The organism is Marimonas lutisalis, from assembly GCF_005434965.1.
In the GTDB taxonomy this organism is placed as follows: domain Bacteria; phylum Pseudomonadota; class Alphaproteobacteria; order Rhodobacterales; family Rhodobacteraceae; genus Marimonas_A; species Marimonas_A lutisalis.
Window position 1 is genome coordinate 1,122,328 of sequence record NZ_SKCI01000001.1, and the last position, 21,746, is coordinate 1,144,073.

General features: G+C 64.7%; 23 protein-coding genes and 2 tRNA genes. 12 read left to right on the top strand and 13 right to left on the bottom strand.

The features are described 5' to 3' along the window. Positions 1-1,818: a translational GTPase TypA gene (typA, locus tag E0501_RS05385; protein WP_137700297.1), complete on the bottom strand. Its 1,818-nt coding sequence runs from the start codon at positions 1,816-1,818 to the stop codon at positions 1-3. Positions 1,819-1,950: 132 nt separating this feature from the next. Between typA and argS the strand changes: the two genes are divergently transcribed. From argS to E0501_RS05415, 6 genes are all read left to right on the top strand, one after another. Next, the gene (gene argS, locus E0501_RS05390; protein ID WP_137700298.1) at positions 1,951-3,696 is read left to right on the top strand and encodes an arginine--tRNA ligase; all 1,746 of its coding nucleotides are present in this window, start codon (positions 1,951-1,953) and stop codon (positions 3,694-3,696) included. A 78-nt stretch (positions 3,697-3,774) separates the two neighbouring features. Next, positions 3,775-4,776, top strand: coding sequence for an SPOR domain-containing protein (locus E0501_RS05395; RefSeq protein WP_137700299.1), 1,002 nt, complete (start codon positions 3,775-3,777; stop codon positions 4,774-4,776). Further along, complete coding sequence (gene nagZ / locus E0501_RS05400; RefSeq protein WP_137700300.1) at positions 4,773-5,780, top strand: beta-N-acetylhexosaminidase; 1,008 nt, start codon at positions 4,773-4,775, stop codon at positions 5,778-5,780. The genes E0501_RS05395 and nagZ overlap by 4 nt, the downstream gene beginning before the upstream one ends. Continuing rightward, on the top strand, positions 5,773-6,555 hold the full coding sequence (locus E0501_RS05405; RefSeq protein WP_137700301.1) for a segregation and condensation protein A: 783 nt from the start codon (positions 5,773-5,775) through the stop codon (positions 6,553-6,555). The genes nagZ and E0501_RS05405 overlap by 8 nt, the downstream gene beginning before the upstream one ends. Positions 6,556-6,559: 4 nt before the next feature. Next, positions 6,560-7,243 (top strand): SMC-Scp complex subunit ScpB, encoded by a 684-nt coding sequence (gene scpB, locus E0501_RS05410; protein WP_407943399.1) that lies wholly within the window; start codon positions 6,560-6,562, stop codon positions 7,241-7,243. Between the two features lie 108 nt (positions 7,244-7,351). Then, a complete protein-coding gene (locus E0501_RS05415) occupies positions 7,352-7,567 on the top strand; it encodes a hypothetical protein (protein ID WP_137700303.1) in 216 nt (71 codons plus the stop codon). A 146-nt stretch (positions 7,568-7,713) separates the two neighbouring features. On the opposite strand, the gene E0501_RS05420 is transcribed toward E0501_RS05415, so the two are convergent. From E0501_RS05420 to E0501_RS05455, 8 genes are all read right to left on the bottom strand, one after another. Continuing rightward, positions 7,714-8,793: a 2'-deoxycytidine 5'-triphosphate deaminase gene (locus tag E0501_RS05420; RefSeq protein ID WP_137700304.1), complete on the bottom strand. Its 1,080-nt coding sequence runs from the start codon at positions 8,791-8,793 to the stop codon at positions 7,714-7,716. A 92-nt stretch (positions 8,794-8,885) separates the two neighbouring features. Next, positions 8,886-8,962: transfer RNA gene (locus E0501_RS05425), tRNA-Pro, on the bottom strand. 62 nt (positions 8,963-9,024) lie between these two features. After that, complete coding sequence (locus E0501_RS21475; protein ID WP_235857749.1) at positions 9,025-9,927, bottom strand: MerR family transcriptional regulator; 903 nt, start codon at positions 9,925-9,927, stop codon at positions 9,025-9,027. Positions 9,928-9,939: 12 nt separating this feature from the next. Then, complete coding sequence (gene ihfA, locus E0501_RS05435) at positions 9,940-10,242, bottom strand: integration host factor subunit alpha (protein WP_137700305.1); 303 nt, start codon at positions 10,240-10,242, stop codon at positions 9,940-9,942. 108 nt (positions 10,243-10,350) lie between these two features. Further along, on the bottom strand, positions 10,351-11,325 hold the full coding sequence (locus E0501_RS05440; protein ID WP_137700306.1) for a beta-ketoacyl-ACP synthase III: 975 nt from the start codon (positions 11,323-11,325) through the stop codon (positions 10,351-10,353). Further along, positions 11,322-12,437 carry a phosphate acyltransferase PlsX gene (plsX, locus tag E0501_RS05445; RefSeq protein WP_137700307.1) on the bottom strand — a complete coding sequence of 372 codons (1,116 nt, stop codon included), beginning with the start codon at positions 12,435-12,437 and terminating at the stop codon, positions 11,322-11,324. The genes E0501_RS05440 and plsX overlap by 4 nt, the downstream gene beginning before the upstream one ends. 26 nt (positions 12,438-12,463) lie before the next feature. Next, the gene (gene rpmF / locus E0501_RS05450; RefSeq protein ID WP_137700308.1) at positions 12,464-12,670 is read right to left on the bottom strand and encodes a 50S ribosomal protein L32; all 207 of its coding nucleotides are present in this window, start codon (positions 12,668-12,670) and stop codon (positions 12,464-12,466) included. 179 nt (positions 12,671-12,849) lie between these two features. Then, positions 12,850-13,398: a YceD family protein gene (locus tag E0501_RS05455; protein ID WP_137700309.1), complete on the bottom strand. Its 549-nt coding sequence runs from the start codon at positions 13,396-13,398 to the stop codon at positions 12,850-12,852. A gap of 81 nt (positions 13,399-13,479) precedes the next feature. Between E0501_RS05455 and E0501_RS05460 the strand changes: the two genes are divergently transcribed. The 3 genes from E0501_RS05460 (at position 13,480) to E0501_RS05470 (ending at position 16,618) form a co-directional block, all read left to right on the top strand. Continuing rightward, complete coding sequence (locus E0501_RS05460; RefSeq protein WP_137700310.1) at positions 13,480-13,944, top strand: outer membrane protein assembly factor BamE; 465 nt, start codon at positions 13,480-13,482, stop codon at positions 13,942-13,944. 79 nt (positions 13,945-14,023) lie between these two features. Then, positions 14,024-14,758, top strand: a complete 735-nt coding sequence (locus E0501_RS05465) for a GNAT family N-acetyltransferase (protein ID WP_137700311.1) — start codon at positions 14,024-14,026, stop codon at positions 14,756-14,758. 36 nt (positions 14,759-14,794) lie between these two features. Continuing rightward, complete coding sequence (locus E0501_RS05470) at positions 14,795-16,618, top strand: ABC-F family ATP-binding cassette domain-containing protein (protein WP_137700312.1); 1,824 nt, start codon at positions 14,795-14,797, stop codon at positions 16,616-16,618. 103 nt (positions 16,619-16,721) lie between these two features. On the opposite strand, the gene E0501_RS05475 is transcribed toward E0501_RS05470, so the two are convergent. Beyond that, positions 16,722-17,441, bottom strand: a complete 720-nt coding sequence (locus tag E0501_RS05475) for a winged helix-turn-helix transcriptional regulator (RefSeq protein ID WP_137700313.1) — start codon at positions 17,439-17,441, stop codon at positions 16,722-16,724. A 152-nt stretch (positions 17,442-17,593) separates the two neighbouring features. Between E0501_RS05475 and E0501_RS05480 the strand changes: the two genes are divergently transcribed. Further along, a complete protein-coding gene (locus E0501_RS05480) occupies positions 17,594-17,809 on the top strand; it encodes a tautomerase family protein (RefSeq protein WP_137700314.1) in 216 nt (71 codons plus the stop codon). 71 nt (positions 17,810-17,880) lie between these two features. Here E0501_RS05480 and E0501_RS05485 read toward each other — a convergent pair whose 3' ends face one another. The 3 genes from E0501_RS05485 to E0501_RS05495 form a co-directional block, all read right to left on the bottom strand. Continuing rightward, positions 17,881-18,636, bottom strand: coding sequence for an SDR family NAD(P)-dependent oxidoreductase (locus tag E0501_RS05485; RefSeq protein ID WP_137700315.1), 756 nt, complete (start codon positions 18,634-18,636; stop codon positions 17,881-17,883). 61 nt (positions 18,637-18,697) lie between these two features. Further along, positions 18,698-19,765, bottom strand: coding sequence for an AbrB family transcriptional regulator (locus E0501_RS05490; protein WP_137700316.1), 1,068 nt, complete (start codon positions 19,763-19,765; stop codon positions 18,698-18,700). A 49-nt stretch (positions 19,766-19,814) separates the two neighbouring features. Next, a tRNA-Ile gene (locus E0501_RS05495) sits at positions 19,815-19,890 on the bottom strand. 129 nt (positions 19,891-20,019) lie between these two features. On the opposite strand from E0501_RS05495, the gene purM reads away from it, so the two are divergent. Next, positions 20,020-21,066 (top strand): phosphoribosylformylglycinamidine cyclo-ligase, encoded by a 1,047-nt coding sequence (gene purM, locus E0501_RS05500; protein WP_137700317.1) that lies wholly within the window; start codon positions 20,020-20,022, stop codon positions 21,064-21,066. Continuing rightward, positions 21,063-21,656 carry a phosphoribosylglycinamide formyltransferase gene (purN, locus tag E0501_RS05505; protein WP_137700318.1) on the top strand — a complete coding sequence of 198 codons (594 nt, stop codon included), beginning with the start codon at positions 21,063-21,065 and terminating at the stop codon, positions 21,654-21,656. Before purM ends, purN begins: the two co-directional genes overlap by 4 nt. Positions 21,657-21,746 lie beyond the last annotated feature (90 nt).

The window sequence follows — 21,746 nt, forward strand, 5'->3', positions numbered from 1 at the left end:
TCAGCCCTGTTTCGACATCCGTTTGCGCTCATGCGGATCAAGATAGCGCTTGCGCAACCGGATGGCGTTCGGCGTGACCTCGACCAGTTCATCGTCGTTGATATAGGCAATCGCCTCTTCCAGCGAGAAGATGGTCGGCGGGGTCAGGCGGACGGCCTCGTCCGAGCCGCTCGCGCGCACGTTGGTGAGTTTCTTGCCCTTGAGCGGGTTCACCTCGAGATCGTTGTCGCGCGAATGTTCGCCGATGATCATACCCTGGTAGACCTTGTCCTGCGGGTTAATGAACATCCGTCCGCGGTCTTCGAGGTTCCAGAGCGCGTAGGCCACGGCCTCGCCATCCTCCATCGAGATCAGAACGCCTGCGCGGCGGCCCGGGATCGGGCCCTTGTGCGGTGCCCAGCCATGGAATACGCGGTTCAGAACGCCGGTGCCGCGCGTATCGGTCAGGAATTCACCGTGATAGCCGATGAGCCCGCGCGAGGGCACATGCGCAATGATCCGCGTCTTGCCGCTGCCTGCAGGTTTCATCTCTACGAGGTCGCCCTTGCGCGGACCGGTGATCTTTTCGATCACAGCGCCGGTATAGTCGTCATCGACGTCGATCGTGACCTCCTCGATGGGTTCTAGTTTCTGGCCGTCATCCTCGCGCATGAGGACCTGAGGGCGTGAGATGCTGAGTTCGAACCCCTCGCGGCGCATGTTCTCGATCAGAACGCCCATCTGCAGTTCGCCGCGCCCGGCCACTTCGAAGGCTTCACCGCCGGGGGTGTCGGTCACCTTGATGGCGACGTTCGACTCGGCCTCTTTCATCAGACGCTCGCGGATGACGCGCGATTGCACCTTTTTTCCGTCGCGGCCCGCCAGCGGACTGTCGTTGATGCCAAAGGTCACGGAAATCGTGGGCGGGTCGATGGGTTGGGCCGGGATCGCATCCTCGACGGCCAGCGCGCAGATCGTATCGGCCACGGTTGCCTTCTGCATGCCGGCGAGGCTGACGATGTCGCCGGCCACGGCTTCGTCGATGTCCTGCATCTGCAGGCCCCGGAAAGCCTGGATCTTGGTCACGCGGAACTGTTCGATCTTCTGGCCGATACGCGAGAGCGCCTGCACCGTCTGACCCACCTTGAGATGGCCGGATTCCACCCGGCCGGTCAGGATGCGGCCGACGAAGGGATCCGAGCCCAGGGTGGTTGCCAGCATGCGGAAATCTTCGTTCACATGGGCCTGCTGGCGCGGGGCGGGCACGTGGTTGATGATCAGGTTGAAGAGCGCGTGCAGATCCTTGCGCGGACCGTCGAGCTCGGCATCGGCCCAACCTGAGCGGCCCGACGCGTAAAGATGCGGGAAATCGAGCTGGTCATCGTTGGCATCGAGCGAGGCGAAGAGATCGAACACCTCGTCCAGGGCGCGGTCGGGCTCGGCATCGGGCTTGTCGACCTTGTTCAGTACAACGATGGGTCGCAGACCAAGTGCCAATGCTTTCGAGGTGACGAATTTCGTCTGTGGCATCGGGCCTTCGGCGGCGTCGACGAGCAGGACAACGCCATCGACCATGCTGAGAATGCGCTCGACCTCGCCGCCGAAATCGGCGTGGCCGGGGGTGTCGACGATATTGATCCGCGTGCCCTTCCATTCGACCGAGGTCGGCTTGGCGAAAATGGTGATGCCGCGCTCGCGTTCGAGATCGTTGGAATCCATCGCCCGTTCGGCGACGGCCTGATTTTCGCGGAAAGCCCCGGATTGCTTCAACAGTTCGTCGACCAGCGTTGTCTTGCCGTGGTCCACGTGGGCGATGATCGCGATATTGCGCAGGTCCATGCTCGTCCTTTCCAGATGGTTGGCAGGCGCGTAGCGGGTTGCGCGGGAAAAGGCCAGAGGGAAAGAGCGCGGGCGGGTTGCGGCGTGGCCCGGTTGTGATAAATGCAGGCCCAAAGCAGCCAGGATGATGCCATGAACCTCTTTTCCGATATCCGCGGTCTCGTGATCGACAGTCTCGGCGCGATGCAGCAGACCGGGGATCTTCCCGGGGACCTCGACTTTGCCAATGTCACGGTCGAGCCGCCGCGCGATGCGGCGCATGGCGACATGGCGACGAATGCCGCGATGGTTCTGGCAAAGCCTGCCGGAAAGAAACCGCGCGACATCGCCGAGGCGCTGGCCGGGCGGCTGACGGCCGATGCCCGGATTGTCAGCGCCGAAGTGGCGGGCCCGGGGTTCCTGAACCTGCGTCTGGATCCTGCGGTTTGGCAGGGTGTGCTGCGCGCGGCCCTGGAAGAAGGCGCGGACTATGGGCGTTCGCAGATGGGGCAGGGCAAGCGCGTCAACGTGGAATACGTGAGTGCGAACCCCACCGGCCCCCTGCATGTTGGCCATACCCGCGGCGCGGTGTTCGGCGATGCGCTGGCCAGTCTGCTTGATTTCGTGGGCTATGACGTGACCCGCGAATATTACATCAACGATGGCGGCGCACAGGTGGATGTGCTGGCACGGTCGTCCTATGAGCGATACCGCGAGGCCTGCGGGCTGGAGCCCGAGATCGCCGAAGGGCTCTACCCGGGTGATTACCTGATCCCGGTGGGCGAAGCGATGAAGGCCAAATACGGCGAGAGCCTGCTGGACAAGCCCGAAGGCGCATGGCTGGACGAGGTGCGCGAGTTCGCCACCGAGCGGATGATGGACCTCATCCGCGAGGACCTGGCCCAGCTTGGCGTGAAGATGGACGTGTTCTTTAGCGAGAAATCGCTTTACGGCACGGGCCGGATCGAGGCTGCGCTGGAGGCGCTGCAGAACAAGGGCCTGATCTATGAAGGCGTGCTGGAGCCGCCCAAGGGCAAGGTGCCCGAGGACTGGGAACCGCGCGAGCAGACGCTGTTCCGCTCGACCGCGCATGGCGATGACGTGGATCGCCCGGTGAAGAAATCGGATGGGTCCTGGACCTATTTCGCGCCGGACATTGCCTATCACTTTGACAAGATTTCCAGGGGCTTCGACGCTCTTATTGATGTGTTCGGCGCTGATCACGGCGGCTATGTCAAGCGCATGAAGGCGGCGGTGTCGGCGCTGTCGGACGGCAAGGTGCCGCTGGATATCAAACTCACGCAGCTGGTGAAGCTTTTCAAGAATGGTGAGCCGTTCAAGATGTCGAAACGCGCGGGCACCTTCATCACCCTGCGCGACGTGGTTGACCAGGTCGGCCCCGACGTGACGCGGTTTCACATGCTGACGCGCAAGAACGACGCGCCGCTGGACTTCGATTTCGACAAGGTGATGGAGCAATCGAAAGACAACCCCGTTTTCTATGTGCAATACGCCCATGCGAGGGTGCATTCGGTGTTGCGCAAGGCCGGCGAGGCGGGGATTGCCGTGGGCGAGGCGACGCTGGGTGCGGCAGACCTGGGCAAGCTGGATCACGAGGCCGAGCTGGCCGTGGCGAAAAAGATCGCCGAGTGGCCGCGCCTGGTGGAAACCGCCGGCCGCGTGAACGAGCCGCACCGGGTGGCGTTCTACCTTTATGAACTGGCCAGCGAGTTTCATTCGCTGTGGAACCGGGGCAACGACGAACCGGCGCTACGCTTTCTCCAGGAGGGTGATGCCGCAACAAGTCAGGCGAAAATCGCCCTGGCGCGGTCCGTGGCCGTTGTTATTTCTGCAGGGCTTGGTATTCTTGGCGTGACCCCGGTGGAAGAAATGCGCTGATAGGCAAGGCGCGCGCCGCGGGGGAGGCAGTCAAGATAACCCCGGCGGCAATGTATCGCCCGGGAAAGCGAGGCGAACATGGCGGATATTCCTGCAGGCGGCCCCTATGCCGGGCCGGATCGGGCGGATTACACCACACAGGGCCGCGAAAGCGCGGTCAAATCATTGGGAACCTTTGCGAATTACGCCGGTGCGGCGGTATCGCTGGCGCTGATCGTGGGGGTCAGTGTCTGGGGCTACAAGATGCTGGCGCGGGATGTGAGCGGCGTGCCGGTGGTGCGTGCGGCCAGCGGCAAACCGATGAAAGTGCAGCCCGAGGATCCCGGTGGGCGCCCGGCACTGCATCAGGGCCTTGCCGTAAACAAGGTTGCGGCCATCGGCGTGGCCGAAGCGCCCGCCGACAAGTTGATCCTGGCGCCGGCGCCGGTGGACCTGTCGGAGGACGATGCGGCGATGGGCACCGTGGTGGCCGCCGATGTCGTGACGGCGCCGAAGGTGGAGCCTGTGGCTGCGACTGCTTCGGAAGAGGGCGCTTCGCCACAGATGACTTCGATCCGGGCCCTGGCTGATAAGCTGTCGGCAGGGGCCGATCCGCTGGAGAAAACAGAACAGGCTGAACCCGAAACGGTACAGACGGTTGCCGCGGTTGTGCCGCCGAAACCCGAGCCTGCGCCCGAACCCGCAGTTGCGAAGCCCGAGATCAAGGGCGGTTTGAAATCCTCGCTGCGCCCCGTGTTGCGGCCCGGCGGCCTGAAGGCCACACCGGCGGCGGCGGTGGCGGCACCGCAGGCCGAGGCGGCGCTGGAGGTGGAACCGGCCAGCATTCCCGCGGGTACGCGGCTGGCCCAGTTGGGCGCTTTCGAAAGCCCCGAGATCGCCCGCCAGGAATGGGATCGCCTGGGGCAGAGGTTCGGCGATTACCTTGAGGGAAAACAACGCATTATCCAGAAGGCACAAAGCGGTGGACGGACCTTTTACAGGCTGCGCGCAATGGGCTTTGCCGATCTCAACGATGCGCGGCGTTTCTGTTCTGCGCTTGTGGCCGAACGCGCCGATTGCATCCCGGTGACCACGCGTTGAGCAGCTGGGGGGCGACGATCCTCGACGCCGAGGGCCTGAGGCTGACGGCCGAGGAGAAAGCATTTTTCCGGAAGGCCGATCCGTTCGGCTTCATCCTGTTTGCACGCAATGTCGAAAGCCCCGAGCAACTGCGCGCGCTTTGTGCCGAAATGCGCGAGGCGGTGGGCCGCGAGGCGCCGATCACGATCGATCAGGAGGGCGGCCGGGTGCAGCGCCTGCGCGCGCCGCTGTGGCGCGAGTGGCTGCCGCCGCTGGAGCATGTCGACCGTGCGGGCGACGGGGCTGAGCGGGCGATGTACCTGCGCTACCGGATCATCGCGCACGAGCTGCGGGAGGCCGGGATCGACAGCAATTGTGCGCCGCTGGTCGATGTGGCGCGGGCAGAGACGCACCCCTTCTTGCGCAACCGTTGCTATGGCGACGATGCCGGGGCGGTGGCGCGGATCGGGCGCGTGGTGGCGCAGGCGCATCTGGATGGCGGTGTGCTGCCGGTGGTCAAGCATATCCCCGGGCACGGCCGCGCGGTGAGCGACAGCCACTATGAGCTGCCCCGCGTTGGGGCGGTGAAGAGTGACCTGCAAGAGACTGATTTCAAGCCGTTTTCAGATTTGAATGATATGCCGCTCGGGATGACGGCGCATGTGGTCTATGACGCGCTGGACGCGACGCCTGCGACCCTGTCAGAGACTGTGATGAGCGTGATCCGCGACGAGATCGGGTTTGACGGTTTGATCATGACCGATGATATCTCGATGAAGGCGCTGCAGGGCGATCTGGGCGATCTGAGCCGGCGGGCGATCGAGGCGGGATGCGACGTGATCCTGCACTGCAATGGCACGCTGGAGGAAAAGCGGCAGGTGGCCGAGGCGGCCGGGCGCATGGGCGTGCAGGCGCAGGCGCGGGCCGAGCGGGCGATTGCAGCGCGCAAAACCCCCGATGAGATTGACATTGCGGCGCTGGAAGCCGAACTTGAGGCGCTTTTGAACGGGCGCGTGGATGGCTGAGGAAGAGTTTCAGGAAGACGAGCAATCGGTTGCCGAACGGCTGGCGGCCGAGGCGCTGATCGTTGATGTGGACGGCTTCGAGGGGCCGCTTGACGTGCTGCTGACGCTGAGCCGCACGCAGAAGGTGGACCTGCGCAAGATCAGCGTGCTGCAACTGGCCCAGCAATACCTGGCCTTCGTGGAGAAGGCCAAGCAGTTGCGCATCGAACTGGCCGCCGATTACCTGGTGATGGCGGCCTGGCTCGCGTTTCTGAAATCGCGGCTTCTGCTGCCGCCGGACCCGGCCGAGGAGGGACCCAGCGGCGAGGAGCTGGCTGCGCACCTGGCGTTCCAGCTAGAGCGGTTGCAGGCGATGCGCGACGTGGCTGCACGGCTGATGGCGCGCGACCGGCTGGGGCGCGATTTCTTTGCCAGGGGCATTCCCGAGGATGTGACGCGGGTGAAGCGGGTGAGCTATACCGCAACACTCTTGGACCTGATGCAGGGCTATGCCCGCATCCGCACGCGCGACGAGTTCCGCCCCTTCGTGATGGACCGCGACAAAGTTTGGACCATGGAGCAGGCGCTGGACCGGATGCGGGGCCTTATTGGTTTTGCCGGGACCTGGACGGATATTTCAAGCTACATGCCGGACGGATGGGACGCGGACCCGGTGCGTCGGCGATCGGCCACGGCGGCGACATTCGCGGCCTCGCTGGAACTGGCGAAAGAGGGCAAGGTGGAGCTGCGCCAAGCCGAAACATTTGCCCCGATCCAGTTGCGACGGAAGGATTAAGATGATGTCGGAAGGCATGGAAAAGGAAGAAGAAGAGGGTAAGGGGGAGCAGGAGGAGAGCCTGTTCGAGGCGCCGCCCATCGCCGAGCAGGAGCGCATGGTCGAGGCGATCCTGTTTGCCAGCGCAGAACCGGTGACGGTAAAGGAGCTCAATGACCGGATGCCGCATGGCGCCGACGCGGCCGAGGCGCTGGTGCATCTGCGCAAGCGCTATGAGGGGCGCGGCGTACGTGTGGTGAAGGTGGGCGACGCCTGGGCGATCCGCACGGCGCCCGACCTGGGTTTCCTGATGCAGAAGGAAACGGTCGAGACCCGCAAGCTGAGCCGGGCGGCGATCGAGACGCTGGCGATCATCGCCTATCACCAGCCGGTGACCCGTGCCGAGATCGAGGAAATCCGCGGAGTGAGCGTGAGCCGGGGCACGGTGGACTTGCTGCTGGACATGGAATGGATCCGCTTTGGCCGGCGCAAGATGACGCCGGGGCGGCCGGTGACGTTCGTGGTGACACAGAGCTTCATGGATCATTTCGGACTTGAGAGCGCCCGCGACCTGCCGGGCCTGAAAGAGCTGCGGGCCGCGGGCCTGCTGGAGAGCCGCCCGCCGCCGGGAGCGATGCCGCAGCTGGGTGAGGGCGAGGACGACGAGGACGAAGCGGCGGAAGGGCAGAGCGAGCTGTTCGAGGACTGAGACAGCGTAGCGGCGCTGGGTTGCGGTTTGGAAAACGCCGCGCACTGTGCCATACTTCTGGCAAGATGGCCCGGTAGAAGGGCCGCGAGGCAAAGGCAGGAGGGCGCCATGAACGCCAACCAGATCATTAACATGATTGCCCGGATGTTCATTCGGAAGGCCGTGAACAAGGGCATGAATGCGGGCATTAACCGTATGGCATCAAAGGGAAAATCCCAACAGGAAATGACCCCGGAAGAGCGCCGCACGGCACAATCCGGCAAGCAGGCGGCACGGCGCGCGCGCCAGGCGATGCGTATGGGGCGCCGCATCGGCAAGATGTGAGCACAACGCTTTCCTTATGAAAACCTGACGCGCCGTCCCGCGCGGTTAACGCGATTTTTCGCCGAAAAATCGGGGGGTGACATGCGTGCACCGCCCGGCTGACATCCGGCTGCCGGGTGCGGTTTACCTATCGTTGACGAAAAGGGTTAACCGGGCGCGCGGAAGTGTTTCGAGAGCTTGAGCCCCTGGCCCTGGTAATTCGAGGCGATGCCGGCGCCATAGAGCTGCGCCGGAACCTGGGCCATGCGTTCATAGACCAGTCGCCCGACGACCTGGCCATGTTCCAGCACGAAGGGAGATTCGTGGCAGCGCACTTCGAGTACCCCGCGTGACCCGGCGCCGCCGGCCTGGGCATGGCCGAAGCCCGGATCGAAGAAGCCCGCGTAATGCACCCTGAATTCGCCCACCATCGCCAGGAAGGGCGCCATTTCGGCGGCATAGGCGGGGGGGATATGCACCGCTTCGCGGCTGACGAGGATGTAGAAGGCGCCGGGATCGAGGATGATCTGGCCAGAGGCGGTGCGGATCTCCTCCCAGTATTCGGCGGGATCGTAGAAGCCGATGCGATCGAGGTCGATCACGCCGGTATGCGGCTTGGCGCGGTAGCCGACGAGCGTGCCCCGGGCGGGTTCGAGATCGACCGAGAAGCCGAGGCCTTCGTCGATCACTGCCTCGCCGTCGACGAGCGGCATGTCTGCATGCAGGGCGCGCAGTTCGTCATCGGAGAGCACGGCCTGGCCTTCGCGGAAGCGGATCTGGTTGAGGCGCATGCCGGGGCGGACCAGCACCGAGAAGGAGCGTGGACAGATCTCGGCATAGAGCGGGCCGGTATAGCCGGGCGCGATGCGGTCGAATTCCTCGCCGCCATCGGTGATGGTGCGGGTCAGGAGATCGAGCCGGCCGGTCGAGCTTTTGGCGTTGGCGACGGCGGTGACACCGTCGGGAAGCGACAGCGATTCCATCAACGGCACCACATAGACGCAGCCCTTTTCCAGCACCGCGCCATCGGTGAGGTCAATCTGGTGCATCTCGAATTCGGACAGGCGTTCGGTGACGGTGCGGCCATGCCCGGCGAGGAACGAGGCGCGCACGCGCCAGGCGCGGGTGCCAAGGCGCAGATCGAGGCTCGCGGGTTGCACCTGTTCGGGCAGTACGGCGGGGGTGGCGGCAATCTCGCCGCTGTCGATCATCGCTTCGATCTGCTGGCTGGCCAGAACGCCGGTCATGTCATCCTCCCGCAGGGTTTCGGTAGGAAATACATGGCCCCGGGCGGGGGTGAAAGCCAAAATTTCAAGGCGGGTTTGGGGGAGGCGTGTGATGGTCGGGCTAGCAGGATTCGAACCTACGACCTCCCGTCCCCCAGACGGACGCGCTACCAGACTGCGCTATAGCCCGACGGTGTGGGACTACATAGCGGTTTTGCGCGCGGGGGCAAGTGGGAATTGGGGCGTGCCGGATTATTCTTTGCCGGCAAGCCGGTCATGATGCGTGGCGAGGCGATCGCGCAGGGCAATGGCCTGTGCCAGTGCGGCCTCCGAGAGCGGGCGGCCCCTGCGTGCGGCGATGGCCGACAAGAGACCCGGCGGTGCGGAAATCTCGGAGTCGGCGGGGTCGGGCGGCAGGTCGATCTGTGCCGGGCGGAGCGGTTCGGGTTCCGGCTCGGATTCTGGTTCCGGTTCGGCGGCGGCTTCCGGCTCGGGCGGCAGGTTGTCCTCGGCCGCCGCTTCGGGAGCGGGCGCGGACCGGTGCAGGAAAGCAGGCAGGGCGGGGGCCTCGGCCGGTTCTTCGGCTTCCGCCGCGTCGCTCTCGACTTCCTCTGCGGGTGCGGCGTCGGGCGCGGAGCCTTCGGGCACGGATTCGTCGGGGGCCGATGCGAAATCCTCGAGAACCGAGGTGTCGGAGGCCGGGGTGCCGGGCAGGCTTTCGTCTTCGGAGGGGGCCGCTTCGGTTGTGTCGGATTCGGCCGTCTCTGCCGCCGGGGTCTCTTCCGTCTCGCTGCGCTGGAACTGGATGACCGAGCCTTCGTCCGCGGCGGCGGGCGTCGCCGTTTGGGTGGGCGACGCATCGACTGTTTCGCCTTCTTCGCCAATGGGCTGGGAAAGGCCGGCGACGTATTTCACCCCCTTTTCCCGCAGCATTTTCTGGACGCCCTTGATGGTCATTCCGTCGTCATGCAGCAGTTTCTTGATGCCGCCGATCAATTCCATGTCGGCGGGCCGGTAATACCGTCGCCCGCCGGCGCGTTTCACCGGTTTGATCTGGCTGAACTTGCTTTCCCAGAAGCGCAGGACGTGGGCCGGCGTTCCCAGCCAATCCGCGACTTCGCTGATGGTGCGGAAGGCATCGGCGGATTTGGCCATGTCCAGCGTCTCCTAGCGTTTGTTGCCCTCGGCGACGCGCTCTTTCATCAGGTGCGAGGGGCGGAAGGTGAGCACACGGCGCGGGTTGATCGGAACCTCTTTGCCGGTCTTGGGGTTGCGGCCCATGCGGGCGGCCTTTTCACGCACCGAGAAGGTGCCGAAAGACGAGATTTTCACCTGTTCGCCGCGCACCAGCGCATCGGACATGTATTGCAGGACGGTTTCCACAAGCTGTGCGCTGTCGTTGCGCGACAGGCCGACCTCGCGAAAGACGGATTCGGTCAGGTCCATGCGCGTCAGTGTTTTCTCGCTCATTGCTAATCCCCGGGCTGTTCTAGGTTACCTTAGGGGCAAGGAAATTTCCGAGTCAATATCAACGGCTTGTCCGGGGGCTTTTAAGTGCGGATTTGCCGGGCGCGCGGTTCACCAGCGCAGAACCACCGCGCCCCAGGCCAGCCCGCCGCCGATCGCCTCGGTTACGATCAGGTCGCCCGGCTTGATCTGGCCGCGTTCCGCGCCGACCGACAGGGCCAGAGGGATCGAGGCGGCCGAGGTGTTGCCGTGGTCCTGAACGGTGACGATGACGCGCTCCATCGGGACGCCCATCTTCTTGGCCGTGCCCTTGATGATGCGGATATTGGCCTGGTGCGGCACGATCCAGTCGACCGCATCGTCGGACAGTCCGACCTTGGAGAGTGCGGTATGCGCGGTGGCGGTGAGCTTGTCCACGGCCTGGCGGAAGAGGGGGTTGCCCTGCATCCGCAACTTGCCGGAATGGCCGGTCGAGGACACGCCGCCATCGACATAGAGCATGTCGCGGAAGCGGCCATCGGAATTGAGATCCGCCGACAGGATGCCGCGATCGGAGGTGTCGCCGGTGCCGTCCTGCGCTTCGAGTACCAGGGCGCCGGCGCCATCGCCGAAGAGCACGCAGGTGGAGCGATCCGTCCAGTCCATGATGCGCGAGAAGGTCTCGGCGCCGATCACCAGGACGCGTTTGGCCTGGCCGGCGAGGATGAGCGCGTTGGCGTTGGTCAGGGCGAAGACGAAGCCCGCGCAGACGGCCTGAACGTCGAAGCCGAAGCCGCGGGTCATGCCGAGCCCGTCCTGCACCATGGTGGCGACCGAGGGAAAGGTGAGATCGGGCGTGGAGGTGGCGACCACGACGGCGTCGATGTCATCGGGTCCGCGGCCCGCGGCCGTGAGCGCACGACGCGCGGCGGCGATCGCCATGTCCGAGGTGGTTTCGCCTTCGGCCGCGAAATGGCGACGTTCGATCCCCGAGCGGGTACGGATCCACTCGTCGGTGGTGTCCAGGGTTTCCTCGAACGCGGCATTGGGCACGATGCGTTCGGGAAGGTAGTGGCCCACGCCCGTCACGACGGCCCTGACGCTCATTTGTTTTCTCCGTCCTTGTCATCGACCGCGCTGTCGCTGGCCAGCATGGTGGCCGAGGCGATGCGCGCGGCGAGCTTCTGCGAGAAGTTGCTCTCGGCCAGCTGGTAGGCGAGCTTGACCGCCGCGGCCACGCCGGTGGCGTCGGCGCCGCCGTGGGATTTCACCACGGTGCCGTTGAGGCCGAGGAACACGCCGCCATTGACCCGGCGCGGATCGATTCGCTTTTTCAACCGCTGCAGTGATGTATAGGCCAGAACCGAGGCGAGGCGCGAAAGCGGCGTGTACTTGAACGCTTCGCGCAGGAAATCGCCAATGAGCGAGGCGGTGCCTTCGCCGGTCTTCAGCGCCACGTTGCCGGTGAAGCCGTCGGTGACGATCACGTCGCAGCGGTCGCCGGGGATGTCGGAGCCTTCGACGAATCCGACATAGTCGAACTTCGCGGCCTCGGCGTTTTCGGCGATGAGATCGTTGGCGGCCTTCATTTCGGGGCGGCCTTTGAACTCTTCGGTGCCGACATTCAGGAGGCCGACGCGCGGCCGGGGCAGGTCGAGCCCGTTGCGGGCATAGGAGGCACCCATCAGCGCGTATTGCAGCAGGTCACGCTCATCCGCTTTCACGTCGGCGCCGGCATCCAGCATGACGTTGAATTCCTGCGGGTTGCGCGAGGGCCAGAGCACGGCGATGGCGGGGCGGTAGACGCCGGGCAGCTTGCGCAGGCGCACGACCGACAGGAGCATCAGCGCGCCGGTATTGCCGCAAGAGACACAGACCGTGGCCTCGCCGCTGCGCACCGATTCAAGCGCGGACCACATCGAGCTGTCGCGGCGCGAGCGCAGAACCTCGCCGGGTTTGTCGTCCATTTCAACGACACCCTGGGCATCGCGAATCTCGCACCGGCCAGCCAGGTGTTTGCGGCGCGCGACCAGCGGGTCGAGCGTGGCGCGTGGGCCATGCAGGATGAACCCGGTGTCGGGATGGTTCTTGGCGAAACGAGAAATGCCGGCAACCACGGTTGCCGGCCCCTTGTCGCCGCCCATGGCGTCGACCGATATGATGATGCGCCCGGCGCCCGAGACCGTCCCCGTATCGGAGTTGTCCTGAGATTCGCTCATGCGACGGGCGTCCCCGGAACGCCGGCTTAGGCCGCGTCTTCGTCCAGGTCGACCTCGTCCACCATGGCGACGATTTCACGATCGTCGTAGTGCCCGCAGGAGGGGCAGACATGGTGCGTGCGCTTCAGCTCGCCGCAGTTGGAGCATTCGTTCGGGTTTGCGGCAACAAGCGCGTCATGTGCACGGCGATTGTTGCGGCGCGATTTCGAGACTTTGTTCTGTTGGACAGCCATGTCACAACCTCAATTCCGTTGCGGGCCACCGGCCCGGTGTTTCCTATGGGCAAAACGCCCCTTTCGCGGGTGTCCGTGGCTCATATTCCTATCGAGCCGTTCTGTCCAACCCTAATTTCGCAAGAAGCCGGGAAAATAGTCGGAATCGCGCATGGTGCAAGCGGTTTTTTGCACCTGCATCATTCATCCTTTTCCAGCTTGTCCCTGAGCGACGCGAGGCCGGCAAACGGGCGCGCATCTTCGTCGCGCATCGGGGCTTTGCCCGGCTCGGTATAGACCGCTTCGCCGAGTTCGGCGCCATCGGCGCGCGGATAGAGCGGCAGGGCGAGCGCCAGCGCCTCGATCATTGCTTCGGTCACGTCGATTTCATCGCCCAGGCGGTTGATCGTCTCATCCTCGGGCATCTCGACCTCTTCGCCGGCGTCGTCCTCGGGCAGGTGGGCAAGGTATCGGCGGTGCACGTCTTCCTCGATCCGGGTGGTGACGGGGGCGAGGGTGACGACGCAGGGCTGCACCACGGTGGCGCCAAGATGCGCGTCAAGCCGCCAGTCGCGCCGGCCATCGGCGGTGATGGTGCCGGTGAACGACAGTTTGCGCAGACCATCGAGGCCCAGTTCGGCGGCGATGGCGGCCAGTGCATCTGCATCGGGGCGCAGGGCGAATGTGGTTTCGGAGGTCTGCGACAGGTCGGAGACGCGGAAACGGGTGGCAGGGGCGGAGCGTGTCATAAGCTTACATTCTTGAACCGGGGGTGGGGGTGTTGTAAGCGGGATAAAAGGCGCGATCCGCCAAGGCAAGGGGGCAGCAATATGGGCATCGGAACAAAGGCACGCATCACGGCCGCCTGTCTGGGGTTGATCCTTGTCTCGGGGTGCGCGGAAATCATCCGCAATCACGGTTACGTTCCGGCCGAAGCCGAGTTGCAGGAAATCACCGTCGGCGTGGATTCACGCCAGACGGTCGAGGATGTGCTGGGCGCACCGTCGTCCTCGGCGCTGCTGCAGGGCGGCGACATCTACTATGTCCGCAGCCAGGTACGGCATTTCGGGGCAATGCGACCCAAGGTGATCGACCGCGAGGTCGTGGCGATCAGCTTTGACGAGGCCGGGGTGGTGCAGAATATCGAGCGCTTCGGCCTGAAGGACGGCCAGGTTGTGCCGCTGGCACGGCGGGTGACGAGCTCGTCCGTGGAGGGCAAGGGCTTTATCCGGCAGCTGATGGGCGCCTTTGGCAACTTCAGCCCGACGCAGGCCTTCGGCGGCACGCGCAACTGAATCTGGTCATGAAACTGTCATAGCTTGTGTGCGAAACGGGCTGCACGTATCGTGATGTGCAGATCCCGGGAGCGGTTCAATGGTGCGGGCATTGGTGAAAGGGCGGTATCGCGCCCGGCTGGCCGAGAGCGCGGCGGATATCGCCGCAGTTCAGGCGTTGCGCCACCGCGCGTTTTTCGGAGACGAAGGCCTGGATGCAGACCGGTTTGATGCGATCTGCGCGCATTTCCTGATCGAGAATGCGAAAACCGGTGCATTGGTTGCCTGTTTCCGCATGCTGCCACTGACCTGCGGCGGCGAGATCGGGCGAAGCTATTCAGCCCAGTATTATGAATTGTCGGCGCTTGAGGCGTTTGATGGCCCGATGGTGGAGATGGGCCGCTTTTGCATTGCGCCGGGGCAGAGGGATGCGGACATCCTGCGCGTGGCCTGGGGTGCGATGACGGCCTATGTCGATGAAAACAGGGTGGAATTGCTGTTTGGCTGTTCGTCTTTCGCCGGCATCGACGAAACTCGGTATCTCGATGCCTTTGCCTGGCTGAAAGAGCGGCACTTGGCGCCCAAGCGGTGGCTGCCGCGGGTGAAGGCGCCGGAGGTGTTCCGCTTTGCCGCGCGGTTGCGGCGCAAACCCGATGCCAAGCGCGCGATGCGGGGCATGCCGCCCTTGTTGCGCAGCTACCTGATGATGGGCGGCTGGGTGAGCGATCATGCGGTGGTGGATGCGCAGATGGGGACGCTGCATGTCTTTACCGGGGTCGAGATCGGGCGCATCCCCGATGCACGCAAGCGGCTGTTGCGCGCAGTGGCAGGGTAGCTTGACCCAGGTCGCGCGGCGCGGTAGCGGGACGGCATGGCGCGTGCTCCTTTACTGCAACTGACCGATATTTCGCTGACCTTCGGCGGTGAGCCGGTTTTCGACGGGCTGAGCCTGGTGATTCAGCCGGGCGACCGGGTGGCACTGGTGGGGCGCAACGGATCGGGCAAGTCGACGCTGATGAAGGTGATGGCCGGGCTGGTGGAGCCCGACCGGGGCGAGCGGGTGGAGGGCCCCGGTGTGAGCGTGGGCTACATGGAGCAGGAGCCCGAGATGAAGGGCTTTGCCACGCTGGGCGATTATGCGGCCAGTGGCCTGGAACCCGGTGAGCTTTACAAGGTGGAGCGCGCGGGCGAGGGGCTGAAATTCGATCCCGCGCGCGCGGTCGGCACCGCCTCGGGCGGGGAGCGGCGGCGGGCGGCGCTGGCCAAGCTGATGGCCGAGGCGCCGGAACTGATGCTGCTGGACGAGCCGACGAACCACCTGGATATCGAGGCGGTGCTGTGGCTGGAAGCCGAGCTGAAGGCGACGCGGCGGGCCTTTGTCCTGATCTCGCACGACCGCGCGTTTCTGCGTGAGTTGACGCGCGCAACCCTTTGGATTGACAGGGGAATGGTGCGTCGGCAGGAAAAGGGTTTCGAGGCGTTCGAGGCCTGGCGCGACAAGATCTGGGAAGAAGAGGACCAGGCGCGCCACAAGCTGGACCGCAAGATCAAGTCCGAGGCGCGCTGGGCTGTGGAAGGCATCAGCGCGCGGCGCAAACGGAACATGGGGCGCGTGCGGGCGCTGGCCGACCTGCGCGCCGAGCGCGCGGCGCAGATCAGCCGCCAGGGCGCGGCGTCGATGGCGCTGGAGGCAGGCCCGAAATCGGGCCGCAAGGTGATCGAAGCAAAAGGTATTTCAAAGGCTTACAACGGAAAGGTGATCCTGTCGGGCTTTGATCTGACGGTGATTCGCGGCGATCGGGTGGCCTTTGTCGGGCCGAATGGCGTGGGCAAGACGACGCTGCTCAAGATCCTGATGGGTGAAGTGGCGCCGGACGAAGGAAGCGTGAAGCACGGCACCAACCTGGTGCCGGCGGTGTTCGACCAGGCGCGCGCGCAGCTGGACCCGGAGATGAGCCTTTGGGACAGCTTGACAGGCGATCCCGACATGCGGGTTTCGGGCAAGGCCGACCAGATCATGGTCCGCGGTCAGCCGAAGCACGTGGTGGGATACCTGAAAGAGTTCCTGTTCGACGAGCGGCAGGCGCGGGCGCCGGTCAAGTCCTTGTCGGGAGGGGAAAAAGCCCGGCTTCTGCTGGCCAAGATCATGGCCAGGGAAAGCAACCTGCTGGTGCTGGACGAGCCGACGAACGACCTGGATGTCGAGACGCTGGACCTGCTGCAGGAGTTGCTGGACAGCTATGACGGCACGGTGCTGCTGGTCAGCCACGACCGCGATTTCCTGGACCGGGTGGCGACGATTACCGTGGCGATGGAGGGGGGCGGCCGCGCCACCGTCTATGCCGGCGGATGGAGCGACTACCAGGTGCAGAAAACCGGGGCTGACGGTGTTCAAGCCCCAGAAAAGAAAGAAAAATCCAAGTCGATCCAACCGAAATCCGAGGCGACCAAAACGCAGAAACCTGGGCTGAGCTTTACCGAAAAGCACCGGCTGGAGGAATTGCCGGGGGTGATCGAGCGGCTGGAGGCGGAGATTGCCAAGCTGGAGGAATTCCTGGCGCAGCCGGACCTGTTTACCCGCGAGCCGGTGAAATTCAAGAAGGCGACGGAGGCCCTGGTCGAGCGGCAGGAGGCGCTGACCGCGGCCGAGGAGGAATGGTTAACGCTGGCTGAAAAGGCGGAAGCTGAAGGTTAACATGGGCCAAGATCCGGGGGGTGATTTGCGTGCACCGCCCGGCTGACATCCGGCTGCCGGGCAGAGCGTTAACACGATCCCGTTTTTCGCTGCGCCGACGGCGTCAAACGGTCCTGCGCATCGCCTCGCTGCGGGGGGCATCGACGCAATCGGCAAAGCTGCTTTGCCGCAGCCATTTCGTCAGGGTGCGTGCCATCAAGTCATGCCCGATGAGGGCTATCCGGCCGCTGTCGATTTCTTCGTCAAAGCTGGTGTGACCCATCCAGGCCGATGTCAGGTCACGCAGGTTGCAGACAACGTAGAGGTCAATGTTGAACTTCGGATCGGTATAGCACAGGTCGATTTCCTCACCGGGTTTCGACACCAGCCAGTACTTGGCGCTGTCGTTCGGGGGGTCGTTCAGCAGGAACTGGATGACGCTTTTGCGCTTGGGCAGTTGCAACTGGTCGATCTTGCCGCGGATTTTCCACATCAGGAGCCGGGCATCGAGGTGCTGAAGCGAGACGTTGCAGTCGATATGGCGGTGGGCCCATTCGCCAAGCCCGGTGATCAATGGCTGTAGTTCATCGGCCACCGGGGTTGTGAGATACTCGGCGTGGCCGCCTGTCGCGGCGTCCCGACGCGTAATGAGGCCGTTGGCCTCCATCTCTTTCAGGCGCTTCGATAAAAGGCCCGGTGACATGCCCGGAACGCCGCGCTGAATCTCGTTGAAGCGGGTTGAGCCGGACCACATTTCACACAGCAAGAGCATGGTCCAGCGTGGTTCGAGCAGACTGGCCGCCATCGCGACGGGGCAGAACTTCGGATAGGTCGTATCGGACATGAAAGCACCTCCTGCCCCAGCTAAGCATTGTCGCCTGCGTGGCGTCTACTGCACAAACTGTAGTGGATTTCCTGCATTTTCAGAACTGGCTGGGGTCCGGGCGGCGGTGGGAGAGTGGGTTTTATCAGTTCAGCAAGGAAAGGAGACTGATGATGCCACTGGTGGATATCGAAGTGATCGAAGGCGTTTTCGACGACGAACAGAAGGCGCAAATGATCGAGAAAGTGACCAATGCGATGGTCGAGGTCGAAGGCGAAAACATGCGCGGCGTGACCTGGGTGCGCGTGAAGGAAGTGCGCAGCGGCCAATGGGGGATCGGTGGCACCACCCCGAGCGCAGCCGATATCAAGGCGATGGCCGCCGGATAGGGCCGCCTTCGACAAATGAAAAGGCCGGGCGCCTGCGGGTGCCCGGCCTTTTGACTGTCATATGAAAGGCGTTACTGCATGCGCAGGGCGCCGTCGATACGGATGACGGTGCCGTTCAGGTAACCGCATTCGACGATGAATTGCGCCAGGCGGCCGTATTCGTTGGGGTCGCCCAGGCGCTGCGGGCAGGTGACGTCGGCGGCGAGCTGGTCCTGAACCTCTTGCGGCAGGCCCATCAGCATGGGCGTGGCGAAGATGCCGGGTGCGATGGTCATCACCCGAATGCCGTTGCGGGCGAGATCGCGCGCCATGGGCAGGGTCATGCCGACGATGCCGCCCTTGGACGAGGCATAGCCGACCTGGCCCTTCTGCCCGTCGAAGGCAGCAACCGAGGCGGTGTTGATGATCACGCCGCGGGCGCCATCGTCATCGGGATCATTCGTGGCCATTTCCGCGGCGGCAAGCCGCGCGACGTTGAAACTGCCTACGAGGTTGATGTCGATGATCCGCTTGTAGTGGTCGAGGCTGTGCGGGCCTTCCTTGCCCAGCGTCTTTTCGGCGGTGCCGATGCCGGCGCAGTTGACCGCACAGGTAATGCGGCCCATCGCCTCTTTGGCCTTGGCGACGGCGGCGGCGACGCTGTCCTCGGAGGTGACATCGGTTTCGGCGAAGGTGGCGCCGATTTCTTTCGCGACGGCTTCGCCGCGCGCGGCGTCGCGGTCGAGCAGGGTGACCTGCGCGCCGGCGGAGAGGAACTGGCGGGCGGTGGCCTCGCCCAGGCCCGAGGCGCCCCCGGTGATGATGGCAGCGGTGTCGGTCATTTTCATGGGCTGGGTCCTTTCGGAATGAATTGAACAGATGTTCAGTAACCTGCGCGGGGCGGACTTGTCAAAGGCGGTCGTGGAGGCCGGGCAGGTGGCGGGCCGCGACGCCCATGGCAAGCACCGTGACGGTGAGGCGGATGATGTGATGCAGGGTGACGAAAGCCGGGTTGGCCTGGATCGAGAGGGCAATGAGCGCCATCTCGTTGATTCCGCCGGGGGCATAGGTGATCAGCAGCACCTCGAACGGGTCGCCGGTGACGAGACGGACAAGGATGGAGAGCGTTGCGCCAATGGCCAGCATCACCGCGACCGAAATCGCCGAGAGCCAGAGCCCGCGCAGCAGCAACTGGCGGCTGAAGCCGGTGAAGCGCATGCCGAGTGCCGCGCCGATCACCACCTGGGCCACTTTGACCAGCCAGTCAGGCGGGCTGAGCGGGTAACCGGCGAGGTTGAGACCGGCCGAAAGCAGCAGCGCGCCGGTGAGCTGCCAGGCGGGCAGGCGGAGGGCGTAACCGGCAAGGGTGCCGGCGATGGCGGCGGCAATGACCAGCGGCAGCTGGGTGAGATCGGCGCGCGGCGTGTCGAAGCCAATGCCCGACGCGCTGCCCACCGGGTAGCCATGCCAGAGCGACAGCGCCAGCGGCACGAGGCCGATCACCAGGATGATGCGCAGGAACTGCTGGGAGATCAGAAGCTGCACATTGGCGCCCGAGGCTTCGCCCATGGTGATCGATTCGATCAGCCCGCCGGGCGCGCCCGAGAAATAGGCGGTGGGCGCGTCAAACCCGCCGATGCGGCGGAAGATCAGGTAATTGGCCCATTGCGCCAGGATGACAAAGATCACGACGCCGGCCATCGACACCGCCATGCCGGGGATCGAGGCGACAAGCTCGGGCGTGACCTGGGTGCCGATCAGCATGCCGATGAGCGCGATGAAGAGAATGCGGAACTTCATCGGGAAGTCATAGCCGGCCGGTAGGCGGTGGGGCAGGAAGATGGCGACGATGGCGGTGGCGATCAGGCTGCCCAGCAGGTAGGGCAACGGTAGGTTGAGAAACGTGGCTGCGATTCCACCCAGGGCGCCCAAAAGGCACATCAATCCCGTGGTCAGCACCAGCGTGGCAAGGGGCATGCGCGTTTCCCGTTTGCCGGTGCATGCCGTGCCAGCGCACCGGAGAAGTTGGTAGGCCCGGCAGGACTCGAACCTGCAACCAAAGCGTTATGAGCGCTCTGCTCTAACCATTGAGCTACAGGCCCTCTCGTCTCTTTTAGCTAGCACAAAGCGGGGTGACGTCAAGCCGCGACAGGCCGAAGGGGCGGCGCGACTCATTGCATGGGGGGCGAAGATGGTCTAGGGCCACGCGCAAAGCCCCGAGGAGACAGCCGATGAGCGACGGAAAGAATGGTGTCACCTATGCCGATGCAGGCGTGGATATCGATGCGGGCAACGCGCTGGTCGAGCGGATCAAGCCGGCGGCGAAACGCACGGCGCGGCCGGGCGTGATGGCGGGGCTGGGCGGCTTTGGCGCATTGTTCGATCTGAAGGCGGCCGGCTACAGCGATCCGGTGCTGGTGGCGGCGACCGACGGGGTGGGCACCAAGCTGCGCATCGCGATCGATACCGGAGAGGTGGACGGCGTGGGCATCGACCTGGTGGCGATGTGCGTCAATGACCTGGTCTGCCAGGGGGCCGAGCCGCTCTTTTTTCTGGATTATTTTGCCACCGGCAAGCTGGAAACCGAGACCGCGGCGCGGATCATCGAGGGCATTGCCGAGGGCTGTGCGCAATCGGGCTGCGCCCTGATCGGCGGCGAGACGGCGGAGATGCCGGGCATGTACCCGGAGGGCGATTTCGACCTGGCGGGTTTTGCCGTGGGGGCGATGGAGCGCGGCGCGGACCTGCCGGCGGGTGTGGCCGAGGGCGACGTCCTTCTGGGGCTGGGGTCGAATGGCGTGCATTCGAACGGCTATTCGCTGGTGCGCAAGCTCGTTGAGATCAGCGGGCTGGGCTGGGAGGCCGATTGCCCCTGGGCCGAGGGCAGCCTGGGCGCGGCGCTGCTGGCGCCGACGCGGCTTTACGTGAAGCAGGCGCTGGCGGCGGTGCGCGCGGGCGGCGTGCATGCGCTGGCGCATATCACCGGTGGCGGGCTGACCGAGAACCTGCCGCGGGTGCTGCCCGAGGGGCTGGGCGCGGAGATCGACCTGGGCGCCTGGGCGCTGCCGCCGGTCTTTGGCTGGCTGCGCGAGACGGGCGGCATGGCCGAGGCGGAACTGCTCAAGACCTTCAACTGCGGCATCGGCATGATCCTGGCGGTCGAGGCGGACCGCGCCGAGGCGCTGAAAGAGCTGCTGGAGGGCGAGGGCGAAAGCGTGAGCGTTCTTGGCCGCGTGGTGGCCGGTGAGGGCGTGGCCTATACCGGGGCGCTTTCGTGAAGAAACGCGTGGCGATCCTGATTTCGGGCGGCGGCTCGAACATGGTGAAGCTGGTGGAAAGCATGCAGGCCGATCACCCGGCCGAGCCCGTGCTGGTGCTGTCGAACGATCCCGAGGCGGGCGGCCTGAAAAAGGCGCGCGAGATGGGGATCGCGACGGCGGCGGTGGATCATCGCGACTTCAAGGGTGACCGGGAAGCCTTTGAAAGAAAATTGATTTCAGTGATTGATCGCAATGCGCCGGATATCCTGTGCCTGGCCGGGTTCATGCGCATCCTGACGCCTGTTTTCATCAACCACTATGCCGGCCGGATGCTGAACATCCATCCCTCGCTTTTGCCGAAATACCGCGGGCTGCACACGCACAAGCGCGCGATCGACGCGGGCGATGCCGAGGCGGGCTGCACCGTGCACGAGGTGACGGCGGAGCTGGATGACGGCCCGATCCTAGGGCAGGCGCGGGTGCCCGTGATGCCGGAGGATACGCCAGAGAGCCTGGCCGCACGGGTTTTGGTGCAGGAGCACAAGCTTTACCCGGCGGTGTTGAAGCGTTTTGCGGAAGGCAACCGCGAGCCGGTTTTCCTTTCGTAGGATAACATGTCGAGAAGGGGCTCGCTCATCTGGTTGCGGCCCGTGTCGGACACTCAAGAAACGCGCAGCGAACGGCAGCTTCGAGCCCTC